The organism is Nocardiopsis sp. NPDC055824 (genome assembly GCF_053616335.1).
This window is the reverse complement of sequence record NZ_JBSHDN010000053.1, coordinates 19,467-34,882: the sequence shown is the minus strand read 5'-3', so window position 1 is coordinate 34,882 and position 15,416 is coordinate 19,467. Positions and strand designations below refer to the sequence as shown.

Sequence of the window (15,416 nt, the reverse complement as noted above, 5' to 3'; positions counted from 1 at the left end):
GTGCGCGGTGGACGCGCACCGCCCCCGGCGCGGTTCCGGGAGTGTGTCGGCCCCGGGGACGGAGCGGCTACGGCTTCCTGCCCCCGCAGCTCCAGCAGGAGTGGTCGCCGTCGGAGTTGCTGCTGCCGCACAGTCGGCAGTCCCAGTCCCAGACGGTGCCGCTGATCCTGAACGTCGCCACGGCACGCTTGAGCACCAGGTACATGGGCATGTCCTCAGGGGGTCGGAGAATTTCACACTTCATGTTCGGTGCCCGGATTAGGCCTACTTTGAACCTTCCTAAACGGTCACACGGAGATATTCGTCGACTATCGGGCGTAGCCGTTCGGTCCGAAGGCGGCCGAACCCGGCCCCTCCGCCCGGGCGCGGATGCGCCGGGGGCCGCCATCCCCTACCGTTGGGGGCGAATCACCCTTCCCGTACCGCGATCCACACGTGTCCTGGAGTGAACACGATGTGTCAGTGGGGATGTCCCCTTTCGCGTACGGAGTGGTGGCGGAGTGCATTCTGCGCCATTGAGTCACACGAGCGTAACGATTCACGCCCCGTGTCCGGACGAATGCGGCCACGGGCGTGGAACCCTGCGCCCTCCCCCCTCCGCTGGTGGACCATGGTGGTCCGTGCCCGACCGGGTCCCGTCGGTGCCCTGCGGCGCGGGCCGTGCCGCCCGCCCAGCTCCACCACCGGAACAGACCCCGGCGCGGCCACTAGAATGAGCCGATCGGAACGTTCCCGGGGTGACCGCGCCTGAACGCGGGTGTGACGTCCGAGACGACATGAGGATGAGTCATACGTGAACGGAAAACGCGCTTCAGGCGACGGCTCCGAGAGCGCGCTCGCGGGGGCGTTCTCCCACGCCCCGGAGCCCATGGTGCTGGCCACGGCCGACGGCGCGATCCTGCACGCCAACCACGCCTTCACCGAGCTCTTCGGACGCGGGGAGTCCGACCTCGCCGGACTGGTGTGGCACGACCTCCTCGACGGTGACGACGTCCGGCGCGGCGCCCGTGCCCACGCCGAGGCGGCCGCCGGGAACCGGGGCCGCCGCTCCCGCCTGCACCTGGGCGTCACGGACAAGGGGTCCCGCCTGGTCGAGGTCGAACTGCGCCCCCTCCCCGGGCCGGGCGGGGAGGGTTCCGCGGGGGAGGACCGCCGCGTCGTCGTCCTGATGCACGTGCTCTCCACCGAGGAGGCCGACCTGCGGGTCGTGGGCGAACTCCGCACCGACAACTCCGACTCCGTGCTGTGGAGCCTGGAACTGGGCAGCGGCCGCCTGCGCGAGCTCTTCGGCCCCACCCCGCTCGGCGCCCTCCTGGCCGGGAACGACCGGGAGCTCGAGCGCATCCTCGAACGGGTCCACCCCGACGACATCGCCCGCGTCCGCGACGCCATGTCCGCCTCCTTCACCGGACGCGACTACGAGCAGCGCTTCCGCGTCTTCGACCGGCTCGGGGACGAGCGCTCGCTGCACGTGCGCGCCCGCTACGTCCCCGGAGACCCCGACCGGCTCGTCGGCATCGTCGACGACGTCACCGAGCACGTCCAGCTGGTCCGCCGCCTCGCCGACCGCCGCCGCACCGAGGCCGAGCACGGCCGCCTCGTCACCGAGCTGTCCTCCAAGCTCGTCTCGGCCACCACGGTCGACAAGGTCATGGACCTGCTCAGCGAGGAGTTCCTGCCGATCTTCGGCGGGGTCCAGGCCATCGCCCTGTACGTCGAGGGCGGCGTGCTGCGCGGGTCGCCCGGCGCGCGCACCCGGGGCGGCAACATCGACCAGATAGACGGCCGCCGCGCCGACGACACCGACTTCCCCATGGGAGCGGTCATCCAGGACCGCCAGCCCCGCTTCTTCGAGAGCCGCGCGGAGATCATCAGCCGCTTCCCCGCGGCCGTCGAGCTCATGCGCCAGGTGCGCGGCCAGGCCTGGGCGACCGTGCCCATCTTCGGGGACGGCAAGGTCGCCCTCGGCGTCTGGCAGATGGTCTGGGACCGCCCCCACCACGCCAGCCGCGACGAGCGCGCGCTCATGCTCACCTTCGCCGGGCTCGCCGGCCAGGCACTCCAGCGCATCAAGGCCCAGCAGGCCGAACTGGAACTGGCCGACGCCGTCCAGCGCCGCATGCTGCCCCGCCAGGTGGCGAGCTTCCCCGACATGGACATCGCCACCAAGTACCTGCCCTCCCGGGCGGACTGGCGGATCTGCGGCGACTTCTACGACGTCATCGAACTCCCCGACAACAAGGTCGGGCTGCTCGTGGGCGACGTGCAGGGACACGGGGTCGAGGCCGCCGCGGCCATGGGCCAGATCCGCGTGGCCTTCCGTGCCTACGCCACCAACCAGTCCGACCCCGGGGTCGTCCTCGGGGAGACCAACCGGCTCCTCACCGAGACCGGCGAGATCGTCTTCGCCACCTGCGGCTACCTGGTGGTCGACCGCGAGAGCGGCGTCATGCAGGCGGCCTGGGCCGGGCAGCCGCCCGTCGTCCTGGCCTCCGGGAGCGGCTACGAGCTGTGGGAGCCCGAGACCGGCCCGCCCCTGGGTGTGCTCGCCGACACCGAGTACGCCGTCACCACCCGCATGCTCCCGCCCGGCAGCACGCTGCTGCTGTGCTCCGACGGCCTGGTGGAGAGCTCGGAACTCCCCATGGGCGACGGCCTCGCCCAGGTCGGCGAAGCCCTCGCCGCGCACTACGAGAACCCCGGGGAGGCCGCGCACGTCATCGCCGAGATGGCCCCGGCCGGACGCGGCGACGACATCGCCCTGCTCATCACCCGGATGACCCCCGTCCCCGCGGAGCCCGCGCCGGACGCCCCCGCGACGACCACCTCCGCGACGCCCGCGCCCTGAGCGCCCGGGCACGGCCGCCGGGCGCACGCCCCGTCCGCCGGACCGAACGGTCCCCGGCCAGCCCTACCCTGGGCAGGTGTCCGAAACACTGTTCGACGATGCCGGGGCGGAAGCCGCCAAGGGGCAGGAACCGCTCGCCGTGCGCATGCGGCCGCGCACCCTCGACGAGGTCGTGGGCCAGCGCCACCTCCTGGGCGGGGGCAGTCCGCTGCGCCGCCTGGTCGAGGACGACGCGCCCATGTCCGTCTTCCTGTGGGGCCCGCCGGGAACCGGCAAGACCACCCTGGCCACGGTCGTCAGCAGGGTCACCAAGCGGCGGTTCGTGGAGCTGTCGGCGGTCAACGCCGGGGTGAAGGACGTACGCGCGGTCGTGGACGAGGCCAAGCGCCGGATGGGCATGCACGGCACGCGCACCCTCCTGTTCGTCGACGAGGTCCACCGGTTCAACAAGACGCAGCAGGACGCGCTCCTGCCCGCCGTGGAGAACCGGTGGGTGAGCTTCATCGGGGCGACCACCGAGAACCCCTTCTTCTCCGTGGTCAGCCCGCTGCTGTCCCGCTCCCTCCTGCTCTCCCTGGAGTCGCTGGACGACGACGACATCCGCGCCCTGGTGGACCGGGCGCTGACGGACGAGCGCGGTCTGGGCGGCCGGTACGCCATGTCCGACGAGGCCACCGACCACCTCGTCCGCCTGGCCGGCGGGGACGGGCGCCGCTCCCTGACCTACCTGGAGGCGGCCGCCCTGGTGGCCGGGCCCTCCCCCTCCGGCGGGCCCCCGGCCGGGGAGGGGGCGCCCTCCCCGGAGGACGGCTCCGACGCGGCGGGGTCCGGCGCCGGACCGGTGACCATCACCGCCGAGGACGTCGAGCGGGCCGTCGACCGGCACGCCGTGCGCTACGACCGCTCCGGCGACCAGCACTACGACGTCATCAGCGCGTTCATCAAGAGCATGCGCGGCTCGGACCCCGACGCCGCCCTGCACTACCTCGCCCGGATGATCGAGGCGGGGGAGGACCCGCGGTTCCTCGCGCGCAGGATCGTCGTGCACGCGAGCGAGGACGTCGGCATGGCCGATCCCACCGCCCTCCAGACGGCCGTGGCGGCGGCCCAGGCGGTGGAGCTCATCGGGATGCCCGAGGCGCGCATCAACCTCGCCCAGGCCGTCATCCACATCAGCCTGGCGCCCAAGTCCAACGCCGTCATCAGCGCGATCGACGCGGCCATGGCCGACGTGCGGGCGGGCCGCGCCGGACCGGTGCCCCCGCACCTGCGGGACGGGCACTACAAGGGCGCGGCCGAACTCGGCCACGGCAAGGGCTACCGCTACGCCCACGACTTCCCCGGCGGGGTGGCCCCCCAGCAGCACGCCCCCGAGGGGCTCACCGAGCGCGAGTACTACAGGCCCACCCGGCACGGGGCGGAGCGCAGGTTCTCCGAGGTGCTCGAGCGCATCAGGGGAGTGCTCAAGAGCGGGGGGTAGAGGGGGCGGGCCCGCCCCCGCGTCCGGCCCCGTGCGGCAGGGCCGGGGGCAAGGGATCCGACCCCGCCCGGCCGACGGCGGGGACGAGCGCTTCCACCGCCCCCGCGTCCGGCCGGAGGGCCGGCGCCCGCTACCCGGTGGAACGGGCGGCAGGAGGCGCACACGGGGCGGTCGCACCGCGACGGCCCCACCGGTCCCACGGCGCGCGCCGCGGGCCTCCCGCGTCCCCGACCGCTCAGGCCGGTCCGTCTAGTCGGTGTACAACTCCGTGATCTGCACGATCTCCCGTGGCCCCCCGTCCGGCTCCCCCTCGGCGAAGGTCACCTCCACGATCACGACCGGGCCCCACGACAGGTAGTCGACGAAGTCGCTCCCGGTCAGCTCCCAGGTGCCGCGCCCCTCCTCGTCGAGGAACACGTGGTCGGGGGCGGCGCAGAACTTCGCGCACAGCACCTCGGCCTCGGGCGCGATCGTCGCCTGCCCGGGGTCGCCGGCCTCGTCCCACTGCTCCGCCCACGCCGAGTGGCTGGGTATGCCCTGGCCGCGGACCGGCTCGTCGTCCCGGTCCACCGGGGTGTAGACCCACGGCCCCTCCGCCAGGTCCTCCTGCTCGGCCGGGTCGAACCGCACCACCAGGGTCCGCGGCTCCTCGTCGGCCGCCGGGCTCTCCGCCGCCGGGTCCTCCTCCGACGCGTCCGCGACGAGGGCCTCCCCGTCCGAGGGGCCCAACAGGCGGGACACCCCCCACACGCCGGCGCCGACCAGCGCGAGCGCGATCACCGCGCTCCCGGCGACCAGCAGAGCCTTCGTGGGGCGCCGGTTGGACATCCGCCCCTCCAGGCGGATCACCTCCGGCACCCGCGCGGGCGGTTCCACGGCGTGCCACTCGCGCTCCAGGATGCGCGCCAGGTCGTCACGGCCCGCCGGGGCGCCCCCGGAGGGGGAGGCCTCGCCGCCGTGCTCGGAGTGCCACACCGCGATGACCGCCCCGATGACCTCGCGCAGAACGGGGCGCCCGCCGGGGTCGGGGGCCAGGGCCCTGCCCACCACGGGCTGGAGGCCCCGGGCGAGCCCGCCCAGGTCGAAGTCCCCGTTCGCGGCGCGCTCGGCGATCTCCTCGGGCTCCCCGGGGCCGAAGGGCAGCCGCCCCGTCCCGGCGAACGCCACGACCGCCCCCCAGGCGAACACGTCGGACGCGGGCGTGGCCTCACCGCCCCGGAACCGCTCGGGGCTCAGCCAGGTCGCGCCCAGCCCGCGCATCCGGTCGGGGGAGGCGGCGACGGCGCACTCCATGATGTGCGGACCGTGCGACTCCAGCAGGACCTCGCTGGGGCGCAGCGACCCGTGCGCCACCCCCCGCGCGTGCAGGACGGACAGGCCCTCGGCCAGACCGGTGGCCAGCGCGATGAGCTTGCCCGTGCCGAGCCCGCCGCGTTTCGTGACGTAGTGTGACAGCCGCTCGCCCGCCAGGTAGGGCATGGCCAGCCACGGCGGGTTGGCGTCGGTGTCGAAGGCCGAGGGCACGACGACGCGCTTGGAATTCACGTTGGACAGGGCGCGCAGGCGGCGCTCCAGGGCCGGGTAGGCGTCCGGTGAGTCCAACTCGGGGGACCTGAGCACCTTCACGGCGACCAGCCGGTCGCCGGCGGCGGACGACGCCACGTCGACGGCCGCGTAGACGGTTCCGGTGGCCCCCTGGCCGAGCCGCCCGAGGACGAGGTAGGGGCCGATCCGCGAGGGGTCGTCCGGATAGAGGGGGGCGAGGTCCGGCGGTACCAGTACGGAGATCTCTCGGGGAGAACGAGGGCTCATGGGTGTCCTGTCGACGCTTCAGGGGCAGGCGGGAAGCCGAGTGTCCGGACATCGTAGTGAAGTTCCCGCCCCCCGGTGATTCTCCGGCAGGGCCGCCCCCGCGTCGATCCCCGCGTCCTGCACCGGCCACCGCGGGAGGGGTGAGGAGCGATACGTGACCCCTGACACCCCACACGACACGGGGGCGCGCCCGCGCGCCCGCCTCCGTGACGCGATAGGGTCGGCCGAAACCGGCCCGGCCCGTACGTGGAGGCCCGGTTCACCACTCGGGGGGCCCGACCTGGCGCAGTCACCGGCCCCCCGCACACCGGCCCCCCAGCCCCGACGCGCGAGCGAGGGGGCCGCCGCACACTTGAAGTACACCTCTATCTGCTCACGGAGCCCGCATGCTTACCGGAGGAGAGGTCGCCGCGCTCGTCGCCGCGGTGGTCTGGGCGGTGCTGGCCACGTTCATGTGCGTGGCGCTCGTCAAACTGATCAAGCTCATCAACGAGGCGACCAAGGTCGTCTCGGACCTGGGGGACCGCACCCCGCCGCTCCTGGACGACGTCGCGTCCACCGTGGAGCGCACCAACACCTCGCTCGAACGGGTCGAGGAGATCACCGCCAACGTGCAGGCGTCCTCGGAGGACGTCTCCACCATGACGGCACTGACCCGCTCGGTGGTCACCGGCCCCCTGGTGCGGGTCGCCTCGCTCTCCTACGGGGTGCGCCGCGTGCTCGGCCGGCGCCGGGCGCTGGCCGTGGTCCGGGGCCGCAGAAGGAAGGCGAACCGGTGATCGGCAAGCTGTTCTACCTCGCCGCGGGCGCCGCCATCGGCGGCTACGCGGTCCACCGCCTCAACCGCGCCAGGCGCTCGCTCACCCCCGGCGGGATCGCCGAGCGGATGGAGGGCCGCGTCACCGAGTACCGGGGCGCCCTCCGCGAGTTCAACGACGACCTCGCGGACGCCGTCCGCGAACAGGAGGAGGAACTCCTCCGCCGGTACGCCCCCGCCCGTGAGCGTGCCCTGCCCGCGTCCCGCCGCCGACCGGCGCGGGAGCTCCCCGGGGAGCCCGGGGAATAGGTCCGGTGCCGCGCTCCGCCCCGCGTTCGCGCAGCGGCCCGGCCCCGTGACCGCCGTCCGCGGGACCGGACCCGTGTCGCGGCCCTCCTGCCACGCGGTCCGCCCCGGGCGCGGGGAAGCACGGGGCCCGGCGGTGGTCAGCGGCGATAGCCTTGGAACAACCAGGCCGCCGCCGTTGTCGTCACCAGGACGGGTCCCCGGCGGCCACCCGTAAACCACGCGCGCCGGCCGGCGGGTCCCCCTACCATGGGCCACCACCGACCACGCGTCAGACGGTCCCGCGCAGGGACGACCCGTCGCCCCCGGCGGCGGAGCCGAGCACAGGAGGGCATCAATGGAGACGGCAGAGATCGCGCGCCGCTTCCTCAGTTTCTTCGAGAAGAACGGACACACCGTGGTGCCCTCGGCAAGCCTCATCGCCGAAGACCCCACGCTGCTGCTGGTCCCCGCAGGCATGGTCCCGTTCAAGCCCTTCTTCCTGGGTCAGCGCACGCCCCCCTACGCCACGGCCACCAGCGTCCAGAAGTGCATCCGCACCAAGGACATCGAGGAGGTCGGCAAGACCTCCCGGCACGCGACCTTCTTCCAGATGCTCGGGAACTTCTCCTTCGGGGCCTACTTCAAGGAGCAGGCGATCCCGCTGGCGTGGGAGCTCGTCACCACCCCGGTGGAGGACGGCGGCTTCGGCATCGACCCGGAGAAGCTGTGGGTGACCGTCTACCTCGACGACGACGAGGCCGAGCAGATCTGGCGCGAGAAGGTCGGGGTGCGCCCCGAGCGCATCCAGCGCATGGGGATGGAGGAGAACTACTGGTCGATGGGGGTCCCCGGACCCTGCGGCCCGTGCTCCGAGATCTTCTACGACCGGGGGCCCGAGTTCGGCTCCGAGGGCGGTCCCGAGGCGGACGAGAACCGCTACATCGAGATCTGGAACCTCGTCTTCATGCAGTACGAGCGGGGTGAGGGCGGCGACAAGACCGGCTTCCCGATCCTCGGCGACCTGCCCAAGAAGAACATCGACACCGGCCTGGGCCTCGAGCGCCTCGCGGCGGTCCTCCAGGGCGTCGATAACATCTACGAGACCGACATCATGGGCCGCGTCCTGCACCGGGCGGCGGAGCTGACCGGCACGCGCTACGGCGACAAGCACGAGCAGGACGTCATGCTCCGCGTGGTCGCCGACCACGTGCGCAGCGCCGTCATGCTCGTCGCCGACGGCGTCAAGCCCGGCAACGAGAAGGCCGGGTACGTCCTGCGCCGCATCCTGCGCCGCTCCATCCGCAACCTGCGCCTGCTGTCGGGCGACGACGCCTTCCTCCTGCACGAGCTGACCGAGGTCAGCATCGACGCGATGAAGGACATCTACCCCGACCTGCTCGACAAGGCCGACGTCGTCCACGGTGTGATCGACACCGAGGAGAGGAACTTCGCCGACACCCTGCGCGCGGGCACCGCGCTGTTCGGCCGGGCGGCCGAGCGCACCCGCCAGGCGGGCGGCACCACCTTCTCCGGGTCGGACGCCTTCCAGCTCCACGACACCTACGGCTTCCCGATCGACCTCACGCTGGAGATGGCCGACGAGCAGGGCCTGACGGTGGACGAGGCCTCCTTCCGCGAGCTGATGCAGAAGCAGAAGGACACCGCCAAGGCGGACGCGAAGGCGAAGAAGCTCGGCAACGCCGACATCTCGCTGTACGCGCAGCTCCTGGAGGGGGCCGGGTCCACCGACTTCCTCGGCTACTCCGACGCCGAGAGCGAGTCGCACGTCAAGGGCATCGTCGTCGGCGGGGTCTCGGCGCCCGCGGCCCGCGCGGGGGAGAAGGTCGAGATCGTCCTGGACCGCACCCCGTTCTACGCCGAGAGCGGCGGCCAGCTCGCCGACACGGGCACGCTGACGGTGGACGGACGCGGCGTCGTGGACGTCGAGGACGTGCAGAAGCCGATCCCGGGCCTGTTCGTGCACCGCGGCACGGTCCGCTCCGGCGAGGTCGTCCTGGACGACGTGGTGCACGCGACCATCGACACGGGCCGCCGCCACGCGATCGAGCGCTCCCACTCGGCGACCCACCTCATCCACTCCGCGCTGCGCAACGCCCTCGGCCCGTCGGCGGGCCAGGCCGGTTCGGAGAACCGGCCCGGCCAGCTGCGGTTCGACTTCACCTCCGACACCGCGCTGGGCGGCGACCGCCTGGCCGAGGTCGAGGAGGAGGTCAACACGGTCCTGGCCGGCGACATCGCGGTGCGGACCGAGGAGAAGAGCCTGGAGGAGGCGCTGAAGATGGGCGCGCTCGCCATGTTCGGCGAGAAGTACGGCGACCGCGTGCGGGTCGTGGAGATGAGCGACTACTCCGTCGAGCTGTGCGGCGGCACCCACGTCCCCTCCACGGCCCGGCTCGGCATCGTGAAGCTCCTCGGCGAGTCCTCGATCGGCTCCGGTGTGCGCCGCGTCGAGGCGGCGGTGGGAGTGGACGCGTTCAAGCGCCTTTCCAAGGAGTCGGCGCTGGTCGGCCAGCTGTCCGAGCAGCTCAAGACGCCGCGCGAGCAGCTGCCCGAGCGCATCGACTCGATGGTCTCCCGACTGCGCGCCGCGGAGAAGGAGATCGAGAAGCTCCGGGCCGCCCAGGTGCTCCAGGCGGCCGGGTCCATCGCCGAGGGCGCCCGCCGCCACGGGGCGGCGCTGGTCGTCGCGGCCTCCGCCCCCGAGGGCGCGAGCGGCGACGACCTGCGCACGCTGGTCCTGGACGTGCGCGGCCGCCTGGGCGAGGAGGAGCCGGTGGTCGTGGCCATGACCGCCGTGCCCAAGGACCGCCCGGTCGTGGTGATCGCGACCAACAAGGCCGCGCAGAAGGCGGGCATCAAGGCGGGCGACCTGGTGGGCGTCGCGGCACGCGCGCTCGGCGGCGGTGGCGGCGGCAAGCCGGACATCGCGCAGGGCGGCGGCAGCGACCCGTCCAAGGTCGACGAGGCGCTGCGCGCCGTGGAGGCGCGCGTCGCCGGCGCCTAGGAGACGCGGGCCGAGCGGCCGGAGGGCATGACCGTGCCGCCCCGCGCGGAGGTCCCCCTGATTCCAGGGGACCACGCGCGGGGCGGCCGGGAAACCCCTCGGCCGCGCCTGTGGACGACCCCCGCCGCGTACCGGCTCCCCGCGCCGGCCGCAGTGCCCGCGCCGCCATCCGCACCGCACGGGCGCCAGTACCGCCCCCGGTCGTCCACGCGTGGCCCCGGGCGGCTCCGCCGTCCACGCGCCGCCCGCGGTTCCCTCGCCCGCGGCGCCCGCCGCCGGGGCCCGTCTCCGTGCCCCGCGCACCGGCTCGGGCCCGCCGCCGTACCGCGCACCGCGTCCCGGGCCCGCGGCAACCGCCGCCGTACCGCGCACCGTCCCGGCTCCGTTCCGCCGCCCCGTCCCGCCGCCCCGTCCCGCCGCCCCGTGACGGGGGCGCAGACGGGACACGACGGCGAAATCACGCATAGTCACATAGGCCTCTGTAATGTAACTCTTTGTGACTATGAGGATGGTCCCGCAAAAACAGGTTCCGATCGGCCCGGCCGTGGCGCTGCTCACGGCCCCGGACCCGGCCGCTCCGGCCGGAGCGGGGGCCCGACTCCCCGCCACCGCCGCCGAGGGCCGTGCCGCCGGCGCCGCCGACCGGCCCCGGCCCCGCTTCCGAACCCGTTCCGGGACCGGCTCCGGAACCCGGGTCCGCCCCAGCTCACCGGCCGCGTCCGGCACGTCGGAGACCGCTCCGCCGACCGTCGGGGGATCCCTCGTGGCGGTCCCGGACCCGGACCGTCCGGCCCCGCCGGCCTCCGGCGCCGCCACCGCCGGAAGCGGGACGTGCGAGGGGTCCACCCGTGGGTGAGCGCACAGGAGGGGGAGGGCCCCGGCGACCCGCAGCGCCCCGCGGCGGGACGAGTGTGATTTACACTCGAAGCGAACGCGCCCGACCCGAACCCCGTCGTGACCCCCTCGCACGGGACCGCCGGCACGGGCAGCGGCCCCGGACGCCCACGAGCGCCGCCGAGGCTGCGCACTGTCATCGAATCGGGCATACTGTGGCGCGTCACAGCCGATCACACGGCTGTCTGTGCGGAGCTTCCCGCAATCCAGCTGACGAACAGGACCACCGTGTTGAGGATTCCCCAGCAGCGGTGCCGTGCCGCCGACGGCACGGCCCGCCCGCGCATCAACCCCGGTCCGGGGAAGAGGTCCTCTTGAGGCACGGTGTGCGACTGGCCATCGACCCGGGCAACGCCCGCATCGGAGTGGCCGCCAGCGACCCCAGTGGTACTCTCGCGAGCCCGGTGGAGACCATCCCGCGCGGCCGGGGCGACAAGCAGCGCATCGCCCTGCTGGTCCTCGAGCGCGAGGCGCGGGAGGTCGTCGTGGGCTACCCGGCCTCGCTCTCGGGCGAGGAGGGCCCCGCGGCCCGCTCCGCCAGGGAGTTCGCCAACGCACTCGCCGTACACCTGTACCCCGTCCCCGTCCGCCTGGTCGACGAGCGCCTCACCACGGTGACCGCGCAGAGCCAGTTGCTCTCCGGCGCCTCCTTCGCGAAGAAGGGGGCCAGAGGCGGTCGGGCCCGCAGGTCGGTCATCGACCAGGCGGCGGCCACCGTCCTGCTCCAGAGCGCCTTGGACCAGGAACGGTCAACAGGCCAGCCCCCGGGCGAGATCGTCCGCTCCAGCCAGGGAGAATGATGAACGACAGGGATGACTACCCCGATAATCCCTATCGTGGACGTAACGAACGCGAGCGCGGTTACGACTACGACCCGCTCAGCGACCCGCTGCCCGCCCAGCCGCCCTCACGCGGACGGCGGGCGCGTCCTGAGCCCCCGGCACGGGGCGACGCCCCCACCGCTCCCGACACCGCCGACCCCGGTGCGGGCACCGGCGGGTTCCGCCGTACCGGGAACTCCACGGGCGAGTTCCGTACGCACGGGTACGCGTCCCGGGCCGACGGGGAGTACGACCCGCTGAGCCCCGACGCCCCGCCCCCCGGGCGCCGGCGCCGGGCCGAGCCGCCGACCGAGCCCCCGCCGGGACAGCCCCGCCGCACGGGAGCCGCCGACGCCTTGCGCGGAGGGCGGGCCGCGCGCTCCGGAGCCAACCGGTCGCGGGGCGCCGACGAGCCGGGGACCGGGGACCGCGCACAGCCGCAGGACCCCTCCCGCGCGCACCGCGGTCCGGCCGCCGACCCGACCCAGGACGCGCTCGCGGCGCTCGCCAACCTGGGCGCGCCCTCGGCGCCCGCCCGTCCCGCCGACGAGCCCGCGCGGCCCCGGGACCGCGCCGCCGACGAACCCCCGCCCCGGCGCGGGCGCCGGAGCCAGGCCGGGTCCGAACCCGAGCCCCGGCGCCGTCGTGGCGCTCCCGTGGACGAGGGTTCCGCCGACACCGGTGCGATGCCGGTGGAGGAGGAGCCGGCCGGTCGCAGGGGCCGGCGCAAGCGCGGTCGCCGGGACGACGAGCCGACCGGCGGGTTCCTGGACGACGCGCCCGAGGACAGCGGGGCCTTCGACTCGGGGAGCTTCCCCGGTCTGACCGGTTCCGCCGACACGGGCGCGTTCGCCGCGGTGCCCGGGCCGACCCGCCGCCGCGGCGCCCGCCGTGCGCGCGCCGAGCGCGACGAGGAGGAGACCCGCGGCGCCGCCCGCGACCCCGAGCCGGAGGAGGCGGCGTCCTCCGGCGCCTTCGACGAGGCGGAGGAGGCCTCCCGGAGCCGCCGCGGCGGGCGCCGCCGCAGGCGGGGCGCCCCGGTGGAGGAGGCGCCCCCCGAGGCGGACGCCGCCCCCGACGGGGAGGAGGACGCCGACCCGGGGACGGACGCACCTGAGGAGGAGCCCGAGTCCGAACCGGCCGGCCGCCGGAGCCGCCGCAGGCGCGGCGGGGACGACGGGGACGGGGAGCCCGCGGGCCGCCGGAGCCGCCGCAGGCGCGGCGGCCGCCGCGCCGAGGAGCCCGAGGAGGAGGTCGAGGAGTACGAGGAGCCCGCGCTCGCCGACATCGCCGAGGCCTACGGCGGCGGCCGCAGCAGCCGCAGGAAGGCCAAGGAGCTCAAGCGGGCCCGCGCCAACGCGAACCGCAGGGGCAGGGGCCGCCGCGGCATGAGCAAGGGTCTGATGATCGTCCTGGTCCTCGTCCTGATCCTGGTGGTCGGGGGCGGCGGCTACGTCGTCATGCGCACCTACGTCTTCCCGGAGGATTTCTCCGGCGAGGGCAGCGGCGAGGTCGTGTTCGTGATCGAGAACGGGGAGAGCGGTTCCGCCATCGCGGGCAACCTCGCCGACCAGGGCGTCGTCGCCAGTTCCCGGGCCTTCGTCAACGCCCTGGACGCCGTCCCCGAGGACGAGATCGGCGACGGCCTGGTCCCCGGCACGTACTCCCTGGCCGAGGGGATGAGCGGCGAGGCGGCCGTGGCCGCACTGCTCGACCCCGAGAGCCGCCTGGGCGGACAGGTCACCATCCGGGAGGGCCTGCGCAACGAGCAGGTGCTCCAGGAACTCTCCGACCGGACCGGCGTCCCCCTGGAGGAGCTCCAGGCGGCGCACGAGCAGACCGACGAGCTCGGACTCCCCGACTACGCGACGGAGGGGTCCGCCGGCTACCTCTTCCCGGCGACCTACCGGTTCGACCCGGGCACCGAGGCCATGTCCATGCTGAAGACCATGGTCACCCACCACCGCAACGTCACCGAGGAGATGGAGCTGGAGGAGCGGGCCGCGGGCGCCGGCTACGACCCCAACGAGATCATGGCGATGGCGTCCATCATCCAGGCCGAGAGCGGCAAGGCCGAGGACATGCCGATGATCTCCCGGGTGATCTACAACCGCCTGGACATCGGCATGAACCTGGGCATGGACAGCACCTGCTTCTACGCCATCGGCGAGTACGGCATCGCGCTGAACAACGACCAGCTCGCCCAGTGCGAGGCGGACACCAGCGGGTTCGACACCTACCACAAGAGCGGTCTGCCCCCCGGCCCGTTCGTCGCCCCGGGGGAGGACGCCATCGAGGCCGCCCTCGAGCCGGCGGAGGGCGACTGGCTGTACTTCGTCGCCACCGACCCGGAGAACGGGGTCACCGAGTTCGCCTCCACGGAGGCGGAGTTCAACGAGCTCAAGGCCAGGTTCGAGGAGACCTGGGGAGGCGGCGAGTAGTGCGCGCCGCAGTCCTCGGATCCCCGGTCGCGCACTCCCTCTCCCCGGTCCTGCACACCGCCGCCTACGCGGAGATGGGGCTGGAGAGGTGGTCCTACGGCCTGTACGAGTGCGGGGAGGAGGGGCTCGCCCCCTTCCTCTCCGGGCTCGGCGGCGAGTGGGCGGGGCTGTCGCTGACCATGCCCCTCAAGCGCCGTGCGCTGGACCTGGCCGACACGGTCACCGACCTGGCACGCCAGGTCGGCGGCGCCAACACCCTGGTCCGCCGGGGCGCGGGCTGGGAGGCTCACAACACCGACGTCGCCGGGATCGCCGCCGCCCTCACCGAGGCCGGCGTCGCGCCGCGGAACGCGGTCGTGCTGGGCGCGGGGGCCACGGCGGCGTCCGCCGTCGCCGCGCTCCGCCTGCTGGGGGTGGCCTCGGCGGTCGCCGTCCTGGCCCGCGACACCGCCCGGACGGGCGAGGTGACCGCGGCGGCCCGGCGGCTCGGCCACCCGGTGGAGGTCGCCCCGCTGTCCGCGATCGACGAGTACCTGGACGCGGACCTGGTGGTCTCCTCCCTGCCCTCCGGGGCCGCGGACCGGTACGCCGAGCGCCTCGCCCGATCGCGGGCCGACCTGTTCGACGTCGTGTACGCTCCCTGGCCCACCGGCGCCGCCGAGGCGGTCGCCTCGCGCGGCGGGCGGACCGTGGGCGGCTTCCCGATGCTGCTGCACCAGGCCGTCGCCCAGGTCCGGCTGATGACCGGGACCGCGGACGTCCCGGTGGAGGCCATGCGCGCAGCGGGCGAGGCCGAACTGGCCCGCAGGAAGGCGTCCTGAGGGCGTCCGGCCGGGAGATCGCGCACACGGGACGACAGGCTTCCGTCTGCTGCTATATTGGGAACGTAATCGACTTGGTCCGGTGTGTCTCACACCGGAGCCGCAAGCGGAGATGATCCTCCCACCTGCCGGGTACGGCTCGCGCAGGTTCCGGTTCTGGCGATGGAGAGCTCGCGCTCTTTTCGTCGGACGCCCTTGTCCGGGGCGTTCGGCGCGCGCGGTGCCCCTC

At 74.0% G+C, this 15,416-nt stretch carries 10 protein-coding genes; 8 read left to right on the top strand and 2 right to left on the bottom strand.

What is annotated here, in order from left to right; all coding sequences use genetic code 11:
• Positions 1 to 67: 67 nt before the first annotated feature.
• Positions 68 to 211: a hypothetical protein gene (locus tag ACWGL3_RS13690; RefSeq protein ID WP_267948924.1), complete on the bottom strand. Its 144-nt coding sequence runs from the start codon at positions 209 to 211 to the stop codon at positions 68 to 70.
• A 582-nt stretch (positions 212 to 793) separates the two neighbouring features.
• Between ACWGL3_RS13690 and ACWGL3_RS13685 the strand changes: the two genes are divergently transcribed.
• Positions 794 to 2,848 (top strand): SpoIIE family protein phosphatase, encoded by a 2,055-nt coding sequence (locus tag ACWGL3_RS13685; protein ID WP_267948925.1) that lies wholly within the window; start codon positions 794 to 796, stop codon positions 2,846 to 2,848.
• Positions 2,849 to 2,924: 76 nt separating this feature from the next.
• Positions 2,925 to 4,328: a replication-associated recombination protein A gene (locus ACWGL3_RS13680; RefSeq protein WP_452461326.1), complete on the top strand. Its 1,404-nt coding sequence runs from the start codon at positions 2,925 to 2,927 to the stop codon at positions 4,326 to 4,328.
• Positions 4,329 to 4,577: 249 nt separating this feature from the next.
• Here ACWGL3_RS13680 and ACWGL3_RS13675 read toward each other — a convergent pair whose 3' ends face one another.
• Positions 4,578 to 6,140, bottom strand: coding sequence for a serine/threonine protein kinase (locus ACWGL3_RS13675; protein ID WP_452461325.1), 1,563 nt, complete (start codon positions 6,138 to 6,140; stop codon positions 4,578 to 4,580).
• Positions 6,141 to 6,526: 386 nt separating this feature from the next.
• Between ACWGL3_RS13675 and ACWGL3_RS13670 the strand changes: the two genes are divergently transcribed.
• The 6 genes from ACWGL3_RS13670 to ACWGL3_RS13645 all read left to right on the top strand — a co-directional run bounded on the left by ACWGL3_RS13670 (position 6,527) and on the right by ACWGL3_RS13645 (position 15,187).
• The gene (locus tag ACWGL3_RS13670) at positions 6,527 to 6,919 is read left to right on the top strand and encodes a DUF948 domain-containing protein (protein WP_267948928.1); all 393 of its coding nucleotides are present in this window, start codon (positions 6,527 to 6,529) and stop codon (positions 6,917 to 6,919) included.
• The gene (locus ACWGL3_RS13665) at positions 6,916 to 7,206 is read left to right on the top strand and encodes a hypothetical protein (protein WP_267948929.1); all 291 of its coding nucleotides are present in this window, start codon (positions 6,916 to 6,918) and stop codon (positions 7,204 to 7,206) included. The genes ACWGL3_RS13670 and ACWGL3_RS13665 overlap by 4 nt, the downstream gene beginning before the upstream one ends.
• Before the next feature lie 334 nt (positions 7,207 to 7,540).
• The gene (gene alaS, locus ACWGL3_RS13660) at positions 7,541 to 10,210 is read left to right on the top strand and encodes an alanine--tRNA ligase (RefSeq protein ID WP_267948930.1); all 2,670 of its coding nucleotides are present in this window, start codon (positions 7,541 to 7,543) and stop codon (positions 10,208 to 10,210) included.
• 1,208 nt (positions 10,211 to 11,418) lie between these two features.
• A complete protein-coding gene (gene ruvX / locus ACWGL3_RS13655; RefSeq protein ID WP_267948931.1) occupies positions 11,419 to 11,904 on the top strand; it encodes a Holliday junction resolvase RuvX in 486 nt (161 codons plus the stop codon).
• Positions 11,904 to 14,366 carry an endolytic transglycosylase MltG gene (gene mltG / locus ACWGL3_RS13650; protein WP_452461324.1) on the top strand — a complete coding sequence of 821 codons (2,463 nt, stop codon included), beginning with the start codon at positions 11,904 to 11,906 and terminating at the stop codon, positions 14,364 to 14,366. The genes ruvX and mltG overlap by 1 nt, the downstream gene beginning before the upstream one ends.
• Positions 14,366 to 15,187 carry a shikimate dehydrogenase gene (locus ACWGL3_RS13645; protein ID WP_267948933.1) on the top strand — a complete coding sequence of 274 codons (822 nt, stop codon included), beginning with the start codon at positions 14,366 to 14,368 and terminating at the stop codon, positions 15,185 to 15,187. The genes mltG and ACWGL3_RS13645 overlap by 1 nt, the downstream gene beginning before the upstream one ends.
• The last annotated feature ends 229 nt before the right edge of the window (positions 15,188 to 15,416 follow it).

What these genes read in the sequence shown, in the direction of transcription:
- mltG (WP_452461324.1), top strand. Translation starts at nt 11,904, where the DNA reads ATGAACGACAGGGATGACTACCCCGATAATCCCTATCGTGGACGTAAC.
- ACWGL3_RS13675 (WP_452461325.1), bottom strand. Translation starts at nt 6,140, where the DNA reads ATGAGCCCTCGTTCTCCCCGAGAGATCTCCGTACTGGTACCGCCGGAC.
- ACWGL3_RS13690 (WP_267948924.1), bottom strand. Translation starts at nt 211, where the DNA reads ATGCCCATGTACCTGGTGCTCAAGCGTGCCGTGGCGACGTTCAGGATC.
- alaS (WP_267948930.1), top strand. Translation starts at nt 7,541, where the DNA reads ATGGAGACGGCAGAGATCGCGCGCCGCTTCCTCAGTTTCTTCGAGAAG.
- ACWGL3_RS13670 (WP_267948928.1), top strand. Translation starts at nt 6,527, where the DNA reads ATGCTTACCGGAGGAGAGGTCGCCGCGCTCGTCGCCGCGGTGGTCTGG.